This is a genomic window from Actinoplanes sp. CA-030573, from assembly GCF_050951115.1.
Taxonomy (GTDB): domain Bacteria; phylum Actinomycetota; class Actinomycetes; order Mycobacteriales; family Micromonosporaceae; genus Actinoplanes.
This window is the reverse complement of sequence record NZ_CP192038.1, coordinates 9,959,392-9,981,182: the sequence shown is the minus strand read 5'-3', so window position 1 is coordinate 9,981,182 and position 21,791 is coordinate 9,959,392. Positions and strand designations below refer to the sequence as shown.

Annotated in this window: 19 protein-coding genes and 1 pseudogene; 8 read left to right on the top strand and 12 right to left on the bottom strand. The window is 69.8% G+C overall.

Annotation, left to right across the window (positions count from 1 at the left end; all coding sequences use genetic code 11):
• Window positions 1–533: 533 nt before the first annotated feature.
• Window positions 534–1,214, top strand: a pseudogene (locus tag ACQP2F_RS46370) (hypothetical protein); the annotation flags it as partial.
• A 163-nt stretch (window positions 1,215–1,377) separates the two neighbouring features.
• Complete coding sequence (locus ACQP2F_RS46365) at window positions 1,378–1,836, top strand: hypothetical protein (RefSeq protein WP_433299506.1); 459 nt, start codon at window positions 1,378–1,380, stop codon at window positions 1,834–1,836.
• 171 nt (window positions 1,837–2,007) lie between these two features.
• On the opposite strand, the gene ACQP2F_RS46360 is transcribed toward ACQP2F_RS46365, so the two are convergent.
• Both ACQP2F_RS46360 and ACQP2F_RS46355 read right to left on the bottom strand, forming a co-directional pair.
• Window positions 2,008–2,961, bottom strand: a complete 954-nt coding sequence (locus ACQP2F_RS46360; protein ID WP_433299504.1) for a D-alanine--D-alanine ligase family protein — start codon at window positions 2,959–2,961, stop codon at window positions 2,008–2,010.
• A gap of 8 nt (window positions 2,962–2,969) precedes the next feature.
• Window positions 2,970–4,277: a PLP-dependent aminotransferase family protein gene (locus ACQP2F_RS46355; RefSeq protein ID WP_433299502.1), complete on the bottom strand. Its 1,308-nt coding sequence runs from the start codon at window positions 4,275–4,277 to the stop codon at window positions 2,970–2,972.
• Between the two features lie 185 nt (window positions 4,278–4,462).
• Here ACQP2F_RS46355 and ACQP2F_RS46350 point away from each other — a divergent pair, with 185 nt between their 5' ends.
• Window positions 4,463–5,131 (top strand): GNAT family N-acetyltransferase, encoded by a 669-nt coding sequence (locus ACQP2F_RS46350; RefSeq protein ID WP_433299500.1) that lies wholly within the window; start codon window positions 4,463–4,465, stop codon window positions 5,129–5,131.
• Here ACQP2F_RS46350 and ACQP2F_RS46345 read toward each other — a convergent pair.
• The 8 genes from ACQP2F_RS46345 to ACQP2F_RS46310 form a co-directional block, all read right to left on the bottom strand.
• Window positions 5,128–6,276 (bottom strand): N-acetylmuramoyl-L-alanine amidase, encoded by a 1,149-nt coding sequence (locus tag ACQP2F_RS46345; RefSeq protein WP_433299498.1) that lies wholly within the window; start codon window positions 6,274–6,276, stop codon window positions 5,128–5,130. The genes ACQP2F_RS46350 and ACQP2F_RS46345 overlap by 4 nt on opposite strands.
• 126 nt (window positions 6,277–6,402) lie before the next feature.
• On the bottom strand, window positions 6,403–6,726 hold the full coding sequence (trxA, locus tag ACQP2F_RS46340) for a thioredoxin (protein WP_433299496.1): 324 nt from the start codon (window positions 6,724–6,726) through the stop codon (window positions 6,403–6,405).
• A gap of 19 nt (window positions 6,727–6,745) precedes the next feature.
• Window positions 6,746–7,705 carry a thioredoxin-disulfide reductase gene (gene trxB / locus ACQP2F_RS46335; protein WP_433299494.1) on the bottom strand — a complete coding sequence of 320 codons (960 nt, stop codon included), beginning with the start codon at window positions 7,703–7,705 and terminating at the stop codon, window positions 6,746–6,748.
• 126 nt (window positions 7,706–7,831) lie between these two features.
• The gene (locus ACQP2F_RS46330; RefSeq protein ID WP_433299492.1) at window positions 7,832–8,749 is read right to left on the bottom strand and encodes a hypothetical protein; all 918 of its coding nucleotides are present in this window, start codon (window positions 8,747–8,749) and stop codon (window positions 7,832–7,834) included.
• Window positions 8,746–9,417 carry an RNA polymerase sigma factor SigM gene (sigM, locus tag ACQP2F_RS46325; protein WP_433299490.1) on the bottom strand — a complete coding sequence of 224 codons (672 nt, stop codon included), beginning with the start codon at window positions 9,415–9,417 and terminating at the stop codon, window positions 8,746–8,748. Before sigM ends, ACQP2F_RS46330 begins: the two co-directional genes overlap by 4 nt.
• Before the next feature lie 24 nt (window positions 9,418–9,441).
• Window positions 9,442–10,977, bottom strand: a complete 1,536-nt coding sequence (locus ACQP2F_RS46320) for a protein kinase family protein (protein ID WP_433299488.1) — start codon at window positions 10,975–10,977, stop codon at window positions 9,442–9,444.
• A 256-nt stretch (window positions 10,978–11,233) separates the two neighbouring features.
• The gene (gene murJ, locus ACQP2F_RS46315) at window positions 11,234–13,102 is read right to left on the bottom strand and encodes a murein biosynthesis integral membrane protein MurJ (protein ID WP_433299486.1); all 1,869 of its coding nucleotides are present in this window, start codon (window positions 13,100–13,102) and stop codon (window positions 11,234–11,236) included.
• A 48-nt stretch (window positions 13,103–13,150) separates the two neighbouring features.
• On the bottom strand, window positions 13,151–14,041 hold the full coding sequence (locus ACQP2F_RS46310; RefSeq protein WP_433299484.1) for a hypothetical protein: 891 nt from the start codon (window positions 14,039–14,041) through the stop codon (window positions 13,151–13,153).
• A gap of 73 nt (window positions 14,042–14,114) precedes the next feature.
• On the opposite strand from ACQP2F_RS46310, the gene ACQP2F_RS46305 reads away from it, so the two are divergent.
• Genes ACQP2F_RS46305 through ACQP2F_RS46295 form a run of 3 tightly spaced genes read left to right on the top strand, consistent with a single transcriptional unit; the run spans window position 14,115 to window position 16,268 of the window.
• Window positions 14,115–15,545 carry a CCA tRNA nucleotidyltransferase gene (locus ACQP2F_RS46305; protein WP_433299482.1) on the top strand — a complete coding sequence of 477 codons (1,431 nt, stop codon included), beginning with the start codon at window positions 14,115–14,117 and terminating at the stop codon, window positions 15,543–15,545.
• Window positions 15,546–15,576: 31 nt separating this feature from the next.
• Window positions 15,577–16,032, top strand: coding sequence for a methylated-DNA--[protein]-cysteine S-methyltransferase (locus tag ACQP2F_RS46300; protein WP_433299480.1), 456 nt, complete (start codon window positions 15,577–15,579; stop codon window positions 16,030–16,032).
• A gap of 32 nt (window positions 16,033–16,064) precedes the next feature.
• On the top strand, window positions 16,065–16,268 hold the full coding sequence (locus tag ACQP2F_RS46295; protein ID WP_433299478.1) for a hypothetical protein: 204 nt from the start codon (window positions 16,065–16,067) through the stop codon (window positions 16,266–16,268).
• Window positions 16,269–16,400: 132 nt separating this feature from the next.
• Here the strand turns inward: ACQP2F_RS46295 and ACQP2F_RS46290 are convergent, their stop codons facing one another.
• On the bottom strand, window positions 16,401–17,480 hold the full coding sequence (locus ACQP2F_RS46290) for an inositol-3-phosphate synthase (protein ID WP_433307913.1): 1,080 nt from the start codon (window positions 17,478–17,480) through the stop codon (window positions 16,401–16,403).
• 23 nt (window positions 17,481–17,503) lie between these two features.
• Window positions 17,504–18,115 carry a PadR family transcriptional regulator gene (locus tag ACQP2F_RS46285; RefSeq protein WP_433299476.1) on the bottom strand — a complete coding sequence of 204 codons (612 nt, stop codon included), beginning with the start codon at window positions 18,113–18,115 and terminating at the stop codon, window positions 17,504–17,506.
• 158 nt (window positions 18,116–18,273) lie between these two features.
• Here ACQP2F_RS46285 and ACQP2F_RS46280 point away from each other — a divergent pair, with 158 nt between their 5' ends.
• Together ACQP2F_RS46280 and ACQP2F_RS46275 are read left to right on the top strand one after the other, a co-directional pair.
• Window positions 18,274–18,741: a DUF5318 domain-containing protein gene (locus tag ACQP2F_RS46280; protein WP_433299474.1), complete on the top strand. Its 468-nt coding sequence runs from the start codon at window positions 18,274–18,276 to the stop codon at window positions 18,739–18,741.
• A 189-nt stretch (window positions 18,742–18,930) separates the two neighbouring features.
• A complete protein-coding gene (locus ACQP2F_RS46275; protein ID WP_433299472.1) occupies window positions 18,931–21,687 on the top strand; it encodes a transglycosylase domain-containing protein in 2,757 nt (918 codons plus the stop codon).
• Window positions 21,688–21,791: the final 104 nt, after the last annotated feature.

Here is a 21,791-nt window from a genome sequence, read left to right as displayed (position 1 = left end):
CCACGCGACTGCTGTGAGGGAGCGGCCTACTGAGTCGGTACAAGCGCGCGGCTCGGCTCGCGCTGTGGACGATGGCTGAGCGCATGAGGGAACGCTGGGCGAGGCGAGGACGACCTGAGGGTGCGAGGCTGTGGCATCGACGTCTGCGGGTCTGAAGTAACGCGAAGCTGGCTCGGTGCGGTGGGCGAAGCATCGGCGGGGGCGGTTATCCACAGGCTGTGTGTAAGGGCTGTTGAAAAGTGCGTGGCGGTGTTTCACGTGAAACGCGACCTATGTTGGAGCGGTCCTCCACTGGTTCATCCACAGGGGGTGCAAGCCTCCGACGTCGGGTTTCACGTGAAACGGCGGGGCCTGTGGATAACTTCTGTGGATAACTTTGGGTGTGCTGGAGTGCTGGCTTTGTGTGATGACCATCGACGTTGGTCTCGGCGGGACGGGGTGTGGGGAGGGGCCTGCACACAGGCCGGAAATTGACCCGGGACAGTCGCGCTGGCCTGGTCTAAAGTCACCCCGTGCCCGAGAACACCGCCCCCCTGCCCGACTTCACACGCTGGCCTTCGTTCCCGTTCGAGGGCGACATGAGGGTCAAGCCGCTGGCCGCTCCCGTGGAGGTCGAGCCGCCTCGCAGCGGTGAAGATGCGGCCGAGTGCGTTGCCTGCGCGACGCCCGACGACGCGTACATCTGGGTTAGTGAAAGATGGCGGGTGCGAGCGATGGACCGACCCACCGGGCTTCCGATGGTGTTGATCCTGGAGTGTCGGTCGCATCTCGATCTGGGCGACCTGCCGAACCTGCTCGCTGCGGAGCTGGGGGTCATGACGGTTCGTCTCGAGCGCGCCATCCGCTCGCTCGACGGGGTCGCTCGCGTGCACGTCAACCGGTGGGGTGATGGCTCGGCGCACCTGCATCTCTGGTTCCTGGCGCGGCCTTACGGGCGGCTGCAGCTGCGGGGGACGTTCCTTTCCCTGTGGGACGACATTCTGCCGGTCATCCCGGAGCAGCAATGGCGGGAGAATCTTGCGCTGGTCGCTGCTTGGCTGGCGGAGTTCGGTGGGGAGGCAATCGCAGAGCCTCCGCACATTCAGTGGGAGTCGCCCTCGACGATCACGTATTCGCCGGCGGCAAATGTCGGCGGGAACGCGAACGGGAACGGAAGTACGACGGCGACCGCGAACGACGTCGACGGTGGGAAGGCCATCGTGGCTGAGAGTGGCGCTCCAGAGTAGCGGGCTTTGAGTCGCGGGCTGCGATTGGCGGAGGCCGACTGCCGAGCCTGATCAGCGGGGCATGACTGGCGGGCGCCTGACTAAGCGAGGCACGACTGGCGGGGTCCGACTAAGCGGGGCTCGACTGGCGGGGCCTGACTAACCTTTGGCTATGTTGACCGCCGAGCGTGTGAGCATGTGGCGTGGCCGGTATCGGATTGCTGCCGAGGGACGGCCCGTTGCGGTGTGGGATCCGACTTGGTGGCGCACCGGTGGGGACTTCGAGGTCGAGGGCCGGCGCTATCAGGTGCGGGCCAACGGGTGGGGCACCAAGTATCGGATGCTCGATGAGATGGGGCAGGAAGTGGCGCTCATCGAGCGGGCCGGGCGCAAGCGGTGGGCGGTGCAGGCGGGCGGGCGCCGGTACGAGTTTCGGCGCGCCTCGTTCTGGGGGAACCGGCAAGAGTTGGTGGCCGACGGGGTGACGGTGGGATCGCTGCGCCGGACCAGTAGCTGGACGGGGGCCATCGAGGCGGATCTGCCGGGCATGCCGCTTGCGGTTCAGATCTGCGTGGTGGGCGTTCAGATCGCGATCTGGCAGGCGCAGCAATCGGCCGCCACGGCCGGCTGATAGCGGAGACATCGGCCGGCTGGGAGCAAAGCCGAGGCTGAGAGCAAAGCCGGGCTGGGAGCAATCTCCGGCTGAGAGCAAACCCTCAGCCGGAGACCGAAGGCCAAAAGAGCGGTGCTCGAGCCCAACGCACCGGATCGGCCGCGGCGATGTGGCGGCGATCGGCCTTAACTAGGCGCGCGCCACGGCGCGTTCGACCAGCGTTGCCAGGATGTGGCCCAGATCCAGGCCGGCGGCCTGGACGGCCAGCGGCAGCAGCGACGTCTCGGTCATGCCGGGCGACACGTTGATGCCGAGCACCTGCGGCGAACCGTCCGAAGCGACGATCAAATCGACCCGGGACAAGTCTCGCAGACCCAGCGCCTTGTGCGCCGCCAGCGCCGTCTCGGAGACCCGGGCTGCCACCTCCGGCGCGAGCCGCGCGGGCGTGTGCCACGTCGTGAGGCCGGCCGTGTAGCGGGCCGCGTAGTCGTAGACGCCGTCGCGCGGGACGATCTCGACGATCGGCAGCGCCTCGGGGCCGGAGCCCAGGTCGACGATCGAGACCGCCACGTCCTGGCCGGGCACGAACTTCTCCACGAGCGCCGTCGAGTCGTACGCGAAGCATCCCACCATCGCGGCCGGCAGGTCCGCGTCCTCCCGGACCACCGCGGCGCCCAACCCCGAACCGCCCTGGGCCGGCTTGACCATGAGCGGCAGGCCGAGCCGGTCGACGATGCGGTCGAGCACTGCCACCGCGCCGAGCTCGGAGAAGCGGTCGTGCGGCAGCGCCACCCAATCGGGCGTGGGGATGCCCGCCTCGCGCAGCATCGACTTCGCCGACGGCTTGTCCCACGCCAGCCGGGACGCCCGCGCGTCGCAGCCCACGTACGGAATGCCGCACAGGTCGAGCACGCCACGCAGCGAGCCGTCCTCGCCGGTGGCGCCGTGCAGCGCGATCACCACCGCGTCCGGCGGGTCCTCCTGGAGGGCCGGCAGCAGCGAGACGTCGGCGTCGTGCATCTCCGCGTGCACGCCGACGGCACGCAACGCGTCCAGCACGCGACGGCCGGAACGCAGCGACACGTCCCGCTCGTAGGAGAGGCCGCCGGCCAGAACCATGACGCGCGCATCGTGAGAACCCATGGGACTGATCATGCCAAGTCCGGTCCGGGAGCGTCGGCGGCGGCCGCGCCCCGACGACGGTGGTGGGTGGTCGCGGCCGGGCCGAAGACGGCGCGCATCGCCAGCTCCTGCTCCATGACGCCGGAGAGGCGCCGGACGCCTTCCCGCAAGCGTTCGGGCGCCGAGAACGAGAAGTTGAGCCGCATGTTGCTCCGCCCCGTCCCGTCGGCGTAGAAGCCGGTGCCGGGCACGTAAGCGACCCGCGCGGCGATGGCCCGGGGCATCATCGCCTTGGAGTCGAGACCCTCGGGCAGCGTCGCCCACACGAAGAGGCCGCCGGTCGGGTGCGTCCACGACGTGCCGGCCGGCATCAGGTCGCGCATCGCGGTCAGCAACGCGTCGCGGCGCTCGCGGTAGATCTCGCGATAGTCCTTGATCTGCTCACGCCACGGCATCGTCGCCAGGTATTGCGTCACGGCGCCCTGGGCGAACGCGCTCGGGCACAGCACGTTGGCCTCGCTCATCATCACGAGCTTCTCCCGGACCGCGTGCGGCGCGAGGATCCAGCCGACGCGAAGGCCCGGCGCGAACGTCTTGGAGAAGGTGCTCACATAGAAGACACCCTCACGGCGGCGGGCCCGGAGCGGAAGCGGGGCGTCACCGGAGAAGGAGAGCATCCCGTACGGGTCGTCCTCCACCACCAGGAGACCGGCCCGCTCGCAGATGTCGAGGACCTGCTCGCGCCGCTCCTCGGAGAGGGTGACGCCGGCCGGGTTCTGGAAGGTCGGGATCGTGTAGAGGAACTTGGCCCGGCGACCGGACCGGGCCACGGCCGCGATGGCCTCCTCGAGCGCGGCCGGGATCAGGCCGTCGTCGTCCATCGGCACGTGGTGAACCTGGGCCTGGGCCGCCTGGAAGACGCCGAGCGCACCGACGTAGCTGGGGCCCTCGGCCAGCACCACGTCACCGGGGTCGAGGAAGAGGCGGGCGAGCAGGTCGAGCGCCTGCTGGCCGCCGACGGTCACCACCACGTCGTCGGGCGAGGCGCCGGTGATGCCGGAGAGGGCCATCACCTCGCAGATGCGCTCGCGCAGGTCGATCGAGCCCTGGCCGATGCCGTACTGCAGGCTGACCGCGCCCTGCTCGGCGGCGAGCCGGCCGAGCATCTCGCCGACGGCGTCGAGCGGGAGTGCGGCGATGTAGGGCGAGCCGCCGGCCAGCGACACGACCTCGGGACGACTTGCGACGGCGAACAGTGCGCGGATCTCGGAGGTGGTCATCCCACGCACGCGTCGCGCGTACACATCGGTGTAATCGTCCTGGGTCGTGCCGGTCATGCGGCTCTCACCTCATAGCGGGGTGCGAAGACAAGGAGGGCATTCCGATGGTAGTCGGCGGCCGCGTTGAGGGCCCTCGGTTATCCGGCCGGATGCCCGACCTGGTCCCGTTCATGAGATTTGCGGCGTAGGATCCTGCGGGGGCCTAGGCACGTGCACAGGTTGGGGGCCCGAGAGGGGGAGCCGTGTCGCGACGCTTGGTCAACCTCACGCTGGATACCCTCGAGGATCTCCCGCGCCCGTGCCGGCAATGTGTCTACTGGGAGCTCGACCCGGTCTCGGCCGAGCGCGCCTGCGCCGCCGGCGACACCGGCCTCGAGAAGGAAGCGTGGGTTTCCCAGACGCTCCTGGAGTGGGGTTCGTGCGGCAAATTGGCGTACGTGGACGGGATGCCCGCCGGTTTCGTGATGTACGCGCCTCCGGCGTACGTCCCCCGGTCGATGGCCTTCCCCACGTCCCCGGTCAGTGCCGACGCGGCGCTGCTGATGACCGCGCACGTGGTGGCCGCGTTCGCCGGCGGCGGGCTGGGCCGCATGCTCGTACAGGGCGTGGCTCGCGATCTCACCAAGCGGGGTGTCAAGGCGATCGAGGCGTTCGGCGACGCGAAGTTCGGCGAGGCCGACGACGACAAGCAGGCCGGCTGTGTGGCACCGGTGGACTTCTTCCTGTCCGTCGGTTTCAAGACGGTACGTCCGCATCCGCGCTATCCGCGACTGCGCCTCGAGCTGCGCACCGCCCTGTCGTGGAAGTCCGACGTCGAGTACGCGTTGGAGAAGCTCCTGGGCTCGATGAGCCCCGAGACGCTGCTCCGCCCGGTGCGCCCGGCCGCCGCCACCCGCAACGTCGAAAGCTAGGCCTTGTTGGCCAGCGCCACCCGCAGCTGGCGCACGTCGATCGAGCCGGTCGGCACGTCGATCTCGACCGGGTAGTACATGCGCTGCACCGCCGCCAGGACCGCCTCGACGATCTGCTCGCGGAAGAGCGGGTTGACCAGGCGGTCGCGGTCGGTGGGCGAGGTCAGGTAGCCGAGGTCGACGCGAACCGCCGGCATCTTGGTCAGGCGCAGCAATTCCCACGTCTTGGAGTGCACGTGGCAGTCGCGCATGCCGGTGCGCACCACGATCTCGCGCTGCACCAGGTTGGCCAGCCGCTCGCCGACCGTGGAGCTCAGCCCGTTGCCGGTGCCGTAGTGATACGTCGCGACACCGTGCGCGGCCTCGTTGTCGAGCCCGTCCAGGTGCAGCGAGATGAACAGGTCGGCGCCCAGGCTGTTGGCCAGCTGGGCCCGCTCGGCGCCGCTGAGCTGCTGCGCCGGGTGCGGGCCCCGGGTCAGGTGCACCCGCATGCCGGCCGCGGCGAGCCGGCCCTCGAGGCGGGCGGCCAGGTCGAAGACGAGGTCGGCCTCGGTCCAGCGCAAAGGGCCCTCGGGCACGACCACGCCGGTGTCGTCCCCGCCGCCGTGGCCGGGGTCGATCACGATCGTCTTGCCCATCAGGTTGGTCCCGGCCTGCCGGAACGCCTCGGCCTCGCGCAACCACTGCGGGCGGCCGCCGACGACCTTGCGGCCGAGCCGGCGCAGCGCCTTCATCGTCTGCGGACCGCACGAGCCGTCGGGCGAGAGGCCGACCTCGCGCTGGAACTGGGCGACCGCGCGGGCCGTGCGGGGTCCGTAGATCGAGTCGGCGCGACCGGTGTCGTACCCCATCTCGAGAAGCCGCTCCTGCAGCGCCCGCACGTCCTCGCCGACCAGCGCGTCCGGCACCGAGTGGTACAGGGTGCGCGCGCCGAGGCGCCAGCGGGCCGCGTCGAGCGCGCCCCACGTCTCGTCGCCGACCAGGCCGTCGACGCCGATGCCGCGGCTCTGCTGGAAGGCGCGGACCGCGGAGTCCATGGCGTCGTCGAACTCGTCCGACGGAGTGTCGAGCAGATCCAGGCCGACCAGGATGGATCGGATTTCGGCAACGGCCGGGCCGTTGTCTCCACGTCGGATGGAACGCACGCGCGACTCCCTTGAATGAGGGTCCGAGGGAAAGAAAGAACGACTTCGGAGCGTACTCCCCGGGCGCCGTACCCACCCGACGGCAACGCCCCGCACCCATGGCGGGCGCGGGGCGTGACGGGACTGCTACAGAGCCGACTCGATGAAGTTGACCAGGGCGCTCTTGGGCCGGGCGCCGGTCACCGAGTTGACCGGCTCACCGCCCTTGAAGATGGTCAGCGTGGGCACCGACATCACCCGATAGGCGCGGGTGGTCTCCGGGTTCTCGTCGATGTTGACGCTGACGATCTGCACCTTGTCGCCCATCTCGTTGGCGATCTCGCCGAGCAGCGGGTCGACCTTCTTGCAGGGCATGCACCACTCCGCCCAGAAGTCCACCAGCACCGGCTTGTCCGACTGCAGCACGTCGGTCACGAACGTGGCGTCGGTGACGGGCTTGCCTGCTCCCACTACGACCTCCCGGGTCTTCTCAGAGCTCTACGAATGACGCGATGAAACGCTCGGCGTCGAGCGCCGCGGCACAACCCGTGCCGGAGGCCGTGATGGCCTGACGATAGGTGTGGTCGACGAGGTCGCCGGCCGCGAACACGCCCGGGATGTTGGTACGCGTCGAGGGCGAGTCGACCTTCACGTAGCCCTCGTCGTCGAGCTCGACCTGACCCTTGAACAGCTCGCTGCGCGGGTCGTGGCCGATCGCCACGAACACGCCGGTCACGTCGAGGACCTTGGTCTCGCCGGTCTTGACGTTCTTGAGGCGGACGCCGTTGACCTTGCCGTCCTCGCCGAGGATCTCCTCGACGACCGTGTCCCACTCGACCTTGATCTTCGGGTTGCTCAGCGCGCGCAGCTGCATGACCTTGCTGGCCCGGAACGAGTCACGCCGGTGCACGATCGTCACCGACTCGGCGAAGCGCGTCAGGAAGGTGGCCTCCTCCATCGCGGAGTCACCACCGCCGACCACGACGATGTGCTGGTTGCGGAAGAAGAAGCCGTCGCAGGTGGCACAGGACGACACGCCGTGGCCGAGCAGCTCCTGCTCGCCGGGCACGCCGATCGGCCGCCACGCGGAGCCGGTGGCCAGGATCACGGCGCGGGCGAAGTACTCCTGGTCGCCGACCCAGACCGTCTTGAGACCCTCGGTGTCGGCCTCGGTGGGCTTGTCGCCCAGCTCGACGCGGGTCACGTCGTCGGTGAGGAACTCGGCGCCGAACTTCTCGGCCTGCGCGCGCATGTTGTCCATGAGCTCGGGGCCCATGATGCCGTCGCGGTGACCCGGGAAGTTCTCCACCTCGGTGGTGGTCATCAGCGCGCCACCGGACTGGACGCCCTCGATCACGAGCGGCTTGAGGTTGGCCCGGGCCGCGTACAACGCCGCGGTGTAGCCGGACGGCCCCGAACCGATGATGATCAGATTGCGGACCTCGTCCACTGCCGACTCCTGTCGATCGAACCCGCCGGGCGGACGGCCCGGCGACACTGCACGCTAAAACGTCATGCTAGGCATACGCCATTCCCGCCCGACCGGCGGCCGTGGTGTGCCTCACGGGGGTGTCGCTCAGCGTACCGGCACCTTCGCCAGCGTGTCCGCGCCGCCGCTCAGTGTCCCGCATGCGGGGCCGCTCGCCACCGCCCAGGACTTGCCGTTCGACGTGAACCGCACCACGATCGCCGGCTTGCCGTTGTAGCGCGCGAAGTCGACGCTCTCCGCCTCCAGGTGCCCGCCGCCGTTCGCCGCCGCGATCATGTCGAGGCAGTCCTGCAGGGCGCTGCCGACGCGCAGCCGGGCGAGCGATTTGTCGTAGGCATCGGCGCTGGAGGCCATCGTGCTCGACACCGCCTCGCCAAGCGTCTTCTTCGAGTAGTTCATGCCGCTGGCCAGCAGCTGCGGGCCGGGCGGGACCTCGAGCTTGCGGGTGGGCGCGGGCACCGAGCCGGACGCGCGGTCGGGGGCGAGCGCGGGCGCCTGCGCGCTGTTGGCGGCGCCGCTGTCGGCCGCGGCGCCTTTGTCCGACTCGGCCTGGCCGCCGGCGGTGCTGTAGGAGCTGTCGGTGGACGAGCCGTCACGGCCGGCGAGATAGTCGAGGCCGAATCCGACAAATGCCACGGCGCCCGCGGCTACCGCGATCGGGGTCACCCAGCGCAACTTCCGCGAGGACTTCTTTTCCCGTACGGCCGGAGCAGTCTCGTCCTCGGACTCGGTGCTCCGCACGACGGCCAGCGGGGGCGGCGCCGCGGCGAGGGCGGCGTCCAATCGGGCCGCCACGTCGTCGGGCATCGGCTCGGCCTCGAAGCGGCCCAGCTCGGCGGTCACGGACGCCATGCCGCCGCTCAAGGTCTCGTAGGCGGCCCGCCAGGCGAGGTCGTCGGCGATCAGGGTGGCGACCACGGACTCGTCCGGCGTGCCGTCCAGGACGCCGCCGATGTAGTCGGCCAGCAGATTGACGTCGACGCCGCGGAACTCGGACCCGGTCACTTACCCTCCCTCCGATCGTTCGAGCCTGGTCCGGATGGGACGGTCTGGGTGGCCGCCTGGTTCCCGGGCGCGGGGTGAGGCGCGTCTCCCCCGCGACGCAGATGGCCCAGCGCCAGCGCCATCCGGGCGCGGCCGCGGGCACACCGGCTCTTGATCGTGCCCTCGGCGACGCCGAGCATCTCGGCCGCCTCGGCCACCGGGTAGCCCTGCACGTCGACCAGCACGATCGCGGCCCGCTGCTCGGCCGGCAGGTCGGCCAGCGCCTGCCGCACCAGCAGCGCGGTCTCGTGATCGGGGGCCGGCGCGGCCGGCTCGGGACCGGTCGGCCGGTCGTCGGCGCGGGAGCCGTCGGGCAGCGGGACGGTCGGGTGGGCCTGGCGGCGCCGGATCCGGTCGAGGCAGGCATTCACCACGATGCGGTGCAGCCACGTGGTGACGGCCGCATCGCCGCGGAACCGGGCCGCGTTGCGATGGGCCGAGAGCAGCGCGTCCTGCACCGCGTCGGCCGCCTCCTCGCGGTCGCCGATCGTGCGCAGCGCCACCGCCCACAACCGGTCCCGGTGGCGGCGGACCAGCACGGCGAAGGCCTGCGGGTCACCGTCGATATGGGCGCGCAGCAGGTCGGCATCGCTCGGAGCGGACCCGTCCGCGCCGGGCTGGGAAGTCACCCGAGCAATCTAACCGAGGCGCGCTCAGTACCCGTAGACCGAGACCTCGTTGACGCTGACCTGATACCGGTCGCCGTCGTCGGCCCGGGGCAGCTCGGTCACCCACACCAGCACGTACTGGTACTTGGTGTTGGCGTCGAACACCGAGAAGATCCGGTTGGTGCCGTCACCCTTGGCGTCCGCGTCGGGCTCGCCGAGCTTCTTGTACGTCTCGACGATCTTCTGGTCGCCGGCGCCGTTGTCGCCCGGGTCGGTGTTGCCCGTCCGGATCTCCATGCCGACGCCGGTCGACGAGGTCTCGACCCGCACGTCGGCGAGGTTGCGCGGCTTGCCCAGGTTGATCAGCACGCCCATGCCCGGCTTGAGGTTGCCGAACTTGGCCGTGTTGAAGCGGTGGGTCTCCCACGCCGTGTCGGGGTTGCCGTCCACGACGTTCTTCGCCTCGTCGGAGTCGGTGCGGTCACCCGGCGGCGGGTCGACGATGCGCACCATGTCGGGCGTCAGCTTGATCTTCTGCGGGGTCGGCGCGGGCGCCTGGGTGTCGCCGTCGGCCGGGTTGCCGTTGGCGTTGGCCTGGGTGGTCGAGCCGGGGTCGGGCTTGCCCCCACTGGTGATCGCGCGGATGCCGAAGACCAAACCGATGATCGCGATGACGACCAGCGCCGCAACTCCGATGACGATCTTCGAGTTGTTGCGGGGCGGCTCGGAGGTGGCGTTGCCCTGGGTGAACCGCAGCGGGCCGACGTCGTCGTAGTCGTCGTCGGCGGCCGCGTCGAGGCGGCCGAGCTCGGCGGCGAGCGCGTCGGCCTCGGGCGTCGCGACCCGGCGGTCGAGCAGATCCATCGTCAGGTCGTCGAGGTAGGCCGGGACGCCGGCGCGGATCTGGCGCGGCGCGGCCGGGTTGCCGGACGCGTCGCGGGTGGCGTCGGGCAGGGCCGACGGGCTCACCTCGTCGTGCGGCCAGTGCGCGGTGAGCGCGTAGTAGAGAAGGCCACCGACCGCGCGGATGTCTTTCTCGGCGGAGTCGGAGGAGTCGGCGCGCGCGTCGGCGAGCACCACCCGGCCGTCGTCGGCGATCAGCGTGGTGCCGGGGTGCACGTTGCCGTGGACCATGCCGGTGGCGTGCACGGCGGCCAGCGCGTCGGCGATGGAGTGGGCGATCGCGGTGGCCCGGGCCGGGTCGAGCGGGCCCTCGGCGGTGACCAGCTCGCGCATCGACTCGCCGTCGACCCACTCGCGGACGACGTAGGAGCGGGTGCCCTCGTCGATCGCGTCGTAGACGCCGACCAGGTTGGGGTGGATCACGCGGCTCGCGTCGACCGCGGCCTGGAGCATCTCGACGGCGTCCTCGCCGCCCGGGTAGCGCAGCACCACCGCGACGGGACGGCGCAGGATCACGTCGATGCCGCGCCAGACCTGACGGCCGGCGCTGTCGTCGTTGACGTGCTCCTCGAGCTGGTAGCGCTCGGCCAGGACCTCGCCGGCGGTGGGGGCACCGAAGGTCATGACCGGCCCGTCCGCATCGGCCGCGGTCTCGTGGCCTTCGCCGACCTGGGTCACCCGTCCTCCCTCGGTGCTCCGCGCACGGTCACCCGTGCTGGTGCAAGTCGCCTCATGCTGGCAGGCAGCAGCGTGCGAAGAGCACATGCCGACACCGACCATACCCGCCCCGGGCCACCGAGCGGCAGGTCGTCCCCCCGGCGCGGCACTCCGACATGCCCGTCCGAACGGACTTTTCTCCCCGCGGAACGGCGGAAAAATGCCTGATCAGGGGCGATTGCCGGGGAGGTTCGCGGCGATCATGCGGCGTTTCTCCTCATCGCCCGACTTTGCGGCGGACCATCCCGATCACCTGGTTGACCTCAGGCACCTTGACCACCATGGCCGCGATGAGGAACGCGCCGAAGCCGAGAACGCACTGCGCGGCCAGCAGGATCGCCGCGAGCAGGAAGCTGTCGTCCACGTGCGGGCCGACCAGGAGGTGGCCGGCCTCGGCGACGGCGAGCGCGGCCAGGCTGCAGACCGCCGCCTTCAGGAAGAGGGTGGCGATCTCGAGGCCGCCGAGCCGCCCGATGCGCTTGCGCAGCAGCACGATCGAGACCAGGCAGCCGACCGTCCAGGAGACGCCCTGCGCGCCGGCGATGCCGAGCACGACGTGCTCGGTCGGCAGCACCTTGGACATGACGACGGCGGTGATCGCCCCGGCGCCGGTCGAGAAGATCGCGATCAGGGCCGGCGTCCGCGTGTCGTGCTGGGCGTAGAAGCCGCGCTGCAGCAGCTGCAGGACGGTGAACGGGGTCAGCGCGATGGCGAAGACCCGCAGCACGTCGGCCATCACGGCGGCGTCGGCGGAGGTGGCGTTGCCGTGTGCGAACAGCACGAAGCAGATCTCGCTCGCGGCGCCGAAGAGCAGCGCCACCGCGGGCAGCATCAGCGCCAGCGACAGCCGAAGGCCTTCGCGCAGCTCGGCGGCCAGCCGGTCGAGGCGGCCCTCGGCGGCGCTCTGCGTCATCCGGGGCAGGATCGCGGTGATGATCGAGATGGCCACCACCGCGAACGGCAGCTGGAAGAACGCGTACGCGTTGGTCCAGGGAGTGAGGCCGACGCCGGTCTTGCTCCCGGTCTCCTCGGCGTAGCGTGCGCCCGCCGCGTTGGCCAGGTTGGTGTAGACGACCAGGGCGAGCTGCTGCGCCACCACGTAGAGCAGGGTCCAGCTGGCCATCCCCCACATCTGAGTGAGCTCGGCGCGGCGGAAGTCGAAGCGGGGCCGGAAGTTGAAGCCGAGCGCGCGCATCGAGGGGATCAGGCCGAGCGCCTGCGCGGCCACGCCGGCCGTGACGCCGATGCCGAGGAAGTTGATCTCACTGCTGGTGATCGACTCGGGGGTCAGATCGCCCTTGCCGTGCGTCATCACCATGAAGATGCCGAGGATGACGATCACGACGATGTTGTTGAGGACCGGGGTCCACATCGGCGCGCCGAACCGGCCGCGTGAGTTCAGCGAGGCGCCGGCCACCGCCGCGAAGCCGTAGAAGAAGATCTGCGGCAGGAAGAACAGCAGGAACAGGACGGCGAGATGGTGCTGCGCCGGGGTGAACTTGCTGGCGTACAGGTTGATCAGCACCGGCGCCGCGGTCATCGCGATCGCGGTGATGAAGCCGAGCAGGATCAGCAGGATCGTGAACAGCCGCTGCTCGAACTCCTCGCCGTACTTCTCCGACTTGTTGCGGGCCCGGATCAGCAGCGGGACGTGGGCCGCCGTCAGGACGCCGCCGAGCAGGATGTCGTACACGATGTTGGGGATCGTGTTCGCGGTGTTGAAGGGGTCGGCCACCAGGCCCGTGCCGAGGGCCGCCACCAGCAGTGCCGAGCGGAAGAAGCCGGTGACCCGGGACGCGAGCGTGCCGACCGCCATGATCGCGCTGGACCGCAGCAGGCCACCGCCCGGCTTCTGGGACTCGGCCGGCACCTCCTGCGGGGGAAGACCCTCCTCCTCGAGCAGGGGCACGCCCGGCATCGAGGCGGTGACCGGGCCGGCTACCGCACGCTCGTGGGCCGGCCGCCCGTACACGCCCGGGGGATTTTGCCGGGTCTGCTCGAAGCGGGCCGGCTCCCCCTCGGAGACGTCCTTCGCCGACGGCGGCAGGCCCTTGGAGTTGGCACTGTCATAAAGGCCGCCGCTCACGCCGACTCTCCCGGGGATAGGAACACAGAGTCACCATAAAGGGGTACGTCATACCTTGCGTCGCAGGAGGGTGCCCGGTTCGGCGCCGGCCAGGGTCTCCACCATCCAGTACGCCTCGACCGGGACCAGCGGCTCGCTCAGGGCGTCGAGCACCGTGGGATGGTCGCAGCCGGCCTCGGTGAGCGCGCCCAGCAGCGCGGGAACGGGCGCCAAATCGCCGCCGTCCAGGATCCGCCGGGCGATCGGCCGGGTCTCGGCATACCACGACTCGTGCGGCAGGCGATCGAGGTGGGCGGCCGCCCGGCGTACGAGATCGGCCAGCTCCTCGCGCGGGAAGCGCGGCTTGCTCCGAACCTCCAGCGAGGGTGACGCCGGAGAGCTCAGGGCCGCGATCGCCGCCTCGTCGAGCACCTGGGGCGAGGGCGACGGCGGGGCCGGCCACCACTCGTCGCTCGCGAACAGCGGCAGTGGCGCCTGCTCCGGACCGTGCGGCTCGACCGGGGGCACCTTCCGGCGCAATGACCGGTACGCGGCCTCGCGCATCGCGGCGATCGCGGGCTCGTCGTCCTCGGGCCGGGCCGGCGCGAACGGGCCGAGCAGCGCGACGACCAGGCCGGGATGCGGCAGCGTCGGGTCCTCGAGGGCGATCACCCGGGCGCACAGGTCGAGCTCGGCCCAGCGCAGGGCGGCCGGGTAGGGACCGTCGGCCGGTGCCCAGCCGAGCGAGGCCGGCTCGGACGAGGCGGGGCCGCGCAGGCCGAGCGAGCGCTCGCCGGTGGCCGGGTCGAGGTCGAGCACGAGCGCGTAGCCGCCGGTGACCGGGAACTTCACGCGCAGCTCGCGGGCGTCGGGGCCGTCGGGGTCGTTGCTGGTCGCGCCGTCGCCCGTCCAGAACCGGGGGTCCTCGGCAAGGCGACGCAGCGCCTCGGAAACGGGCACGCGTCCATCCTGCCCGCTGGTGGCCGCTCCTGCCACGACCGGCCGGCGCCGCCCTGGTTATCCTGGTCATCCCATGTCTGTGTTGAATGACGCCCAGCGGAACGCGGTCGCCGAGCTGCTCCGCGTGTCCCCCGTCGCGGACGAGCTCGGGCGCCGGTTCGACCGGGCCGGCCACGAGCTGCATCTGGTCGGCGGGTCGGTGCGGGATGCGCTGCTCGGCAAGCTCGGTGACGACCTCGACTTCTGCACCGACGCGACGCCGGAGCAGACCCTCGTCCTCGTGCAGGGCTGGGCCGACGCGATCTGGGAGACCGGCCGGGAGTTCGGCACGATCGGGGTGCAGAAGAACGGCCTCCGGCTGGAGATCACGACATTTCGGGCGGAAGCCTACGATGGCGTCACGCGGCACCCGGTCGTGCGGTACGGGACGTCGCTGCTCGAAGATCTTGAGCGGCGCGACTTCACGATCAATGCCATGGCCGTGTCGCTGCCCGGCCACGAGTTCACAGATCCCTTCGGTGGGTTGGCCGATCTCGCGGCGCGGGTGATCCGTACGCCCGCCGCTCCTGCTCTTTCGTTCGGTGATGATCCACTTCGGATGCTGCGTGCGGCGCGGTTCGCGGCCAAGCTGCGGTTTATTGTGGACAATTCGGTCGTCGCGGCCATGCGCGATATGTCCGCCGATCTCGACCGGATCACCGCGGAACGGATCCGGGACGAGTTCACCAAGCTGATGTGCGGCGCCGACCCGATCGCCGGCCTGCGGTTGCTGGTCGACACCGGGCTGGCCGACCGGTTCCTGCCCGAGATCTCCGGGCTCAAGCTCGAGATCGACGAGCACGCTCAGCACAAGGACGTGTACGAGCACACGCTGATCGTGGTGGCCAACGCGATGCGGCTCGAGGGCGACGAGGGCCCCGACTTCGTGCTGCGGATGGCCGCGCTGATGCACGACGTCGGCAAGCCGGCGACCAAGGCGGTCGGCCGCGACGGGCGGGTCAGCTTCCACCACCACGAGATCGTCGGCGCGCGGCTGACGAAGCAGCGGATGAAGGCGCTGAAATACCCCAAGGACGTGACCTCCGAGGTGGTCGAGCTGGTCGCGCTGCACCTGCGCTTCTACGGGTACGGGCGCGGGGAGTGGACCGACTCGGCGGTGCGCCGCTACGTGACCGACGCCGGGCCGCTGCTCTCGCGGCTGCACAAGCTCACCCGCTCGGACGTGACGACGCGCAACAAGCGCAAGGCGGCCAACCTGGCCGCCGACTACGACGCGCTCGAGGAGCGGATCTCCCGCCTGCAGGCCGAGGAGGACCTGGCCCGGGTCCGGCCCGACCTCGACGGCAACGCGATCATGGAGCTGCTCGGGGTGCCGCCCGGTCCGATCGTCGGCCAGGCCTGGCGGTACCTGAAGGAGCTGCGGCTCGACCGGGGGCCGCTGAGCCGGGACGAGGCCGAGGCCGAGCTCTACAAGTGGGCCCGGGACCAGGGGCACGTCTCTTAACTTGTCATACCCCCGGGGCAGAATCGGGGGCATGTTCGTCGTCGACTCGCCCATCGGCCCGCTCGGCGTCTCCGTCGAGGGAGACACCGTGGTCGGCGTGCGCTTCGGGGCGCGGCCCGGCCCGTCCGCCGCACATCCCGCCGTCGCACAGCTGACGGCCTACTTCGCGGGCGAGCTGACCGACTTCACGCTCCCGATCGAGTTGCGCGGCGGCTCCGACTTCGAGCGAGCCGTCTGGCAGCAGATCGCCAAAATCCCCTACGGCGAGATGATCACGTACGGCGCGATCGCCACCGCCCTCGGCGACCCCTCCGCGGCCCGCGCCGTCGGCACCGCCTGCAACCACAACCCGATCCCGGTCATCGTCCCGTGCCACCGAGTCGTCGGCGCCGGCGGCAAGATGGTCGGCTTCGGCGGCGGTCTGGACCGTAAGCGCCGCTTGCTGGAGCTGGAGGCGAGGGTCGCTTTGGCGCGGGCATGGGGTTGACGCACGCCTATTGGCGGTAGTACACCTGTCGCATGACAACGCAAGACCTGCAGCCGACGACCGACGAGTCCCTGGACCGAGCCATCGAGCGGCTGGTGTACGCCCTCAGATGCGAACCCGAGGAGGCACGGGCCATCCTCACGAAAGATCCCGAGCGCCGGAAGCTCATCGCCGAGATCGTCCGGCGCGAGGAGGAAGAGTATGCGGACTTCCATCGAGAGTTGGGCAACCGATGAGTCCCCGGGTCGAGGCCGAGAACCTGCTCACCTTCATCGGCGAGGCCACCGGTCCGGACACCCGCACCCGATGAAGGCACGCAAAAGGCCGGACCGCCCCGCGGCCCGGCCTTCCACTTGCGCTTGCGGGTCTCAGCGCTCGATCTCGCCGCGGATGAAGGCCTCGACGGCCTCCTTCGCGTCGTGGTCGTTGTACTGGACCGGCGGGGACTTCATGAAGTAGGACGAGGCCGAGAGGATCGGGCCGCCGATGCCGCGGTCCTTGGCGATCTTCGCGGCGCGGACCGCGTCGATGATGACGCCGGCCGAGTTCGGGGAGTCCCACACCTCGAGCTTGAGCTCGGCGTTCAGCGGGGTGTCACCGAAGGAGCGACCCTCCAGCCGGATGTAGGCCCACTTGCGGTCGTCGAGCCACGGCACGTGGTCGGACGGGCCGATGTGCACGTCGCTCTTGACCATCTCGTGCGGGATCTGGCTGGTGACCGACTGGGTCTTCGAGATCTTCTTCGAGACCAGGCGGTTGCGCTCCAGCATGTTCATGAAGTCCATGTTGCCGCCGAAGTTGAGCTGGTACGTGCGCAGCAGCTCGACACCGCGGTCCTCGAACAGCTTGGCCAGCGCGCGGTGCACGATCGTGGCGCCGACCTGGCTCTTGATGTCGTCGCCGACGATCGGGAGGCCGGCGTCGGTGAACTTCTGCGCCCACTCGGGGTTCGAGGCGATGAAGACCGGCAGCGCGTTGACGAAGGCGCAGCCCGCGTCGATCGCGGCCTGGGCGTAGAACTTGTCGGCCTGCTCGGAGCCGACCGGCAGGTAGGAGACGACCACGTCGACCTGCGCGTCGCGCAGCGCCTGCGCCACGTCGACGGCCTCGGCCGAGGACTCCTCGATGATCTCGCGGTAGTACGTGCCCAGGCCGTCGAAGGTTGGTCCACGCTGGACGGTGACGCCGGTGGGCGGCACGTCGGTCAGCTTGATCGTGTTGTTCTCGCTGGCGACGATCGCCTCGGCGAGGTCCATGCCGACCTTCTTGGCGTCCACATCGAACGCCGCGACGAACTGCACGTCCGAGACGTGGTAGTCGCCGAAGGTCACGTGCATGAGACCCGGGACGCGGTCGTTCGGGTCGGCGTCCTTGTAGTACTCCACGCCCTGCACGAGGGACGAGGCGCAGTTACCCACACCGACGATGGCGACGCGTACGGAGCCCATCGCGTTTGCCTCCTTGTTGTTCATCACGGCCGGTCCGTGTGCGGACGCGGGGATTCGGGGGGTGCGTCCCTCGCCGGGTCGGCGGGGAAGTCGAGAGTCTTGCCGGAGCGCTCATTGGTGATGAGCTCCTCCAGCCAGCGGACCTCACGCTCGCAGGCGTCGAGGCCGTGTCGTTGCAGTTCCAGCGTGTAGGCGTCGAGCCGCTCGCCGGCTCGGGAGAGCACGTCGCGCAGTCCCTCGCGGCGCTCCTCGATCCGCCGGCGGCGGCCCTCCAGGATGCGCAGCCGGGTGGCCCGGTCGGTGCGGGCGAAAAAGGCGAAGTGCACACCAAAACCGGCGTCGTCGTACGTCTCCGGGCCGGCCTGGGCGAGCAGGTCCGCGAAGCGTTCCTTGCCCTCGGCAGTGATCTTGTAGACAACCCGGCCCCGTTTGCTGGTCATCGGGGGGATCATCGATGGATCCGACTCCGACTCGGTGATCCAGCCGGCCGTCTGCAGCCGCTTGAGAGTCGGGTAGAGGGTGCCGTAGCTGATGGCCGCACGGATCGTGCCCAGCTTGGTGGCGAGCTCCTTGCGCAGCTCGTAACCGTGCATCGGCGTCTCCTGAAGGAGACCGAGGATCGCCAACTCCAACATCGGCCACCCCCTCCTCGTACCCCGATGTATCGAACCGATACATCGCTACCGTAGATCGAGTCGAAGCGGCGCGCAAGAAAGACTCGTCACCGCGATCGCCGCGCCACGCTGAGTGATGGCTGTCGCCGCCGCGGGAAGGACCGCGTACTCTCTTCGCCATGCGCACGCAGCGGCAGGTCGTCGACTACTCGCTACAGAAGCGGGCAGTGCTGCGTGACGTGCACAACGGCAGGGTCGGGACGCTCGAGGTCTGCGATGCGTCTCCGTACCTGAAAAACGCAGCTCGGTTCCACGGCGAGCCGACCGACGAACGCTGTCCGGTCTGCCGCCGCGACAATCTCACCCTCGTGCATTACATCTACGGCGATGAACTCAAGCAGTCCGCCGGGCAGGCCCGGAAGCTCGCCGAGCTTCCCGTCCTGGCGATGACTCTGCGTGAGTTCCAGGTGTTCGTCGTGGAGGTGTGCCGCTCCTGCGCGTGGAATCACCTGACCGAGCAGTACGTGCTCGGCCGGGACGCGCTGACCGCCGACGAGCTTGATCAGGGCGAAGCCGTCGCTTCGTCCGCCGCGGGCCGCCACCGCGAGCCAGGGTCGTCGTCACAACGCCGGGAGGGCCGCCGATGACGTGGCTCGATCTCGCTACCGTGTGCACGACCCCGACCGACTCGGGCATCCAGCGCCGCAATCGGTCATCGAAGACATCCGACAGGGCGGCTGCCGGTATGCAGCCCAAATCGTCCGCGCGTGGCGTGGCCGGCGGGGGCCCCTCCAGGGCTCTCCCGGCGCGCTTCACCGTGACCGAGGTGTGACCGCATGAACTCGTACGGCGATTCGCAGTCTCCGCGTGCCCGGGCCAGCGTGCCCGGGACCGGTGTCTCCGCGCCTGACGACGCCCAGTCCGCCGGCCGAAGTCCCGGCGGCCGTCCCGCACCCGACGCGTACCGCCGTGGGGCCGGCGGTCGCGCCAGCGTCGGCGCGGCCTCGGTCGGCACCGCCGGCCGCGCGTCGGTCGGCAGTGCCTCCGTCGGCACCGCCGCCCCCAAGGGCAGCGCCTCCGTCGGCGGCGTCACCGGCTCGGCCCGGGTCGGCGCGCGCGCCGCGGTCGGCGCCACGACCGGGTCGGCCTCCGTCGGCGGCCGGGCCTCGGTGGCCCGCGCCGCGGTCCGTCCCGGCCTCGACGCGCCCCAGGCGCCGGGCGCGCCCGGCGCAGGTCCCGGCCGCACGGGCAAGGACAAGTCGAAGGCGGCCAAGCGCCGCCGCCGCACCAACATCCTCACCGCCGCGGCCGCCGTGGTGGTCATCATGCTCGGTGCCGGCGTCGTCGGCGGCACCTATTTCTTCGATGACGTGGCGCTGCCGCCCCCGGTCACTGAGGACCAGTCGAACGTCATCCTCGACTCCAAGGGCACGGTGCTCGCCAAGCTCGGCGAGGCGAACCGGACCGTGGTGCCGGAAGAGAAGATCAATAAGGTCGTCGAGCACGCCGTCGCCGCGGCCGAGGACAAGAACTTCTACACCCACCACGGCATCGACATGAAGGGCATCGTCCGGGCCGCGTGGAACAACTTCACCGGCGGGGCGACGCAGGGCGCGTCGACGATCACTCAGCAGTACGCGCGGCACGCCGCCGACCTGAAGGCGATCAGCATCAACCGCAAGCTTCGTGAGGCGGTCATCGCCCGCAAGCTGGAGTCGCAGTACAACAAAGACCAGATCATGGGCATGTACCTGAACTACGTCGACCTCGGCGAGGGACGGTACGGCATCGAGGCCGCGGCCCAGGGCTACTTCGGCAAGTCGGTCACCACGCCGGCGGGCCAGAAGAACGCGATCACGCCGTACGAGGCGGCGGTGCTCGCGTCGATCATCAAGCAGCCCTACCCGAACTCGGCGCACCGCGGCTACGACCCGAACTACAACCTCCCGGACGCGAAAGAGCGCTGGGAGTACACGATGAAGAACATGCTGGAGATGAACTGGATCACTCCGGCGGAGTACGCGGCGCGGAAGTACCCGACGGTGCGGAAGCCGAGCGCGAGCTCCTGCAAGACCTGTGCCGCCAACAAGCCGGTCGGCATGATCTTCCGGCACGTCAAGGCCGAGCTGGCCCAGCTGGGCATCTCCGAGGCGGAGTTCGACAAGGGTGGCATGACCGTCACCACCACGATCGACCCCGACGTGCAGAAGGCGGCCGAGGACGCGGGCTCGCGCAAGAGCGAGGACTCGCCGATGCACGGCCGGCCCGCCACCTACCAGGCCTCGGTCATCGGCATCGATCCGAACACGGGCCGCGTGCTGGGCTACTACGCCGGTGACGACCCCAACGGCACCGACTACGGCGGCTATCTGTCCGGCGACGGCAAGCAGATCCTCGGCGGCCAGTCCCCCGGCTCGAGCTTCAAGATCTACACGCTCGCGGCCGGTCTCCAGGAGGACCTGTCCTTCAAGAGCATCTGGGACAGCACGCTGAAGCGGCCCAACGGCACGCCGATCAACAACGCGGGCGCCGACCCGGGCAAGATCTGTGCCGGCAAGATCAAGAACTGTGACCTCGAGACGGCGACGATCAAGTCGTACAACTTCCCGTTCTACTGGATCGCCGACAAGATCGGCCGCTCCAAGGTCATCGCGGCGGCCAAGGCGGCCGGTATCGACCACATGTGGACCGACGGCAACAAGCAGTTCCCGAACGGCAAGCTGGTCGACCTGACCAAGACCGACAAGTCGACCTGGGAGAAGTCCGGCTACTTCGACAACGAGGTCGCCTTCGGCCAGTACCGCGTCGTGCCGCTCGAGCACGCCGAGGGCGTAGCCACCATCGTCTCCGGCGGCGTGCATCACGCGGCGCACTTCGTCCGCCAGGTCAAGCGGGTCGACCCGGACACGGGCAAGGTCTCGTACCTGAATCCGGAGAAGGTCGGTGGCAACCGGGTCTTCCCGGCCGACCAGATGTCGAACCTCGCCGGCGTTCTCAAGAAGATCGTCGACGTGGACAACCGCGACCTGCGCAACGGCCGGGAGAGCATCGCGAAGTCCGGCACCTGGGAGTACGACGACGGCAAGGACGACCACACCGGTTCCGGTGACTGCTGGTTCGTCGGCGGCATCCCGCAGCTGGCGGCGACGGTCTGGGTCGGCGGCGCGAACAAGAAGGTCGAGCTGCACGACCCGAACAGCAGCAGCCGGTTCAAGGACATGTTCGGCGCCGGCATCCCGTCGAAGATCTGGAAGCAGTTCATCGACACCGTCACCGCCAAGCTGGACATGAAGAAGGAAGACTTCCCGCAGCGGCAGGACACCGGCAACCCGGAGGCTCTCGGCAACGGCATCAAGCCGGTGGTTCCCGAGACGCCCGCCAACGACTGCGCGCTGACGTTGATCGGCCTCACCTGCGACAACAACAACGGTGGCGGCAACAACAATGGCGGCCCCGGCAACAACGGCGGCCCGGGCAACGGCGGCAACAACAACGGTGGGAACGGCGGCAACAACAACGGTGGTGGTGGCACCGGGATCATCCCGAACGGCGTCACCACAACACAGGGAACCCCGGATACCGGCGGCGATTAGCGCCTGAAGCCGCTTTCACGGCCGGCGTGTGCCCTGCGGGGCGCGCGCCGGCCGTCGCCGTTTCGTCAGCCTTTCTCACGTACGCCGGAAGTTGTGTCCGACGT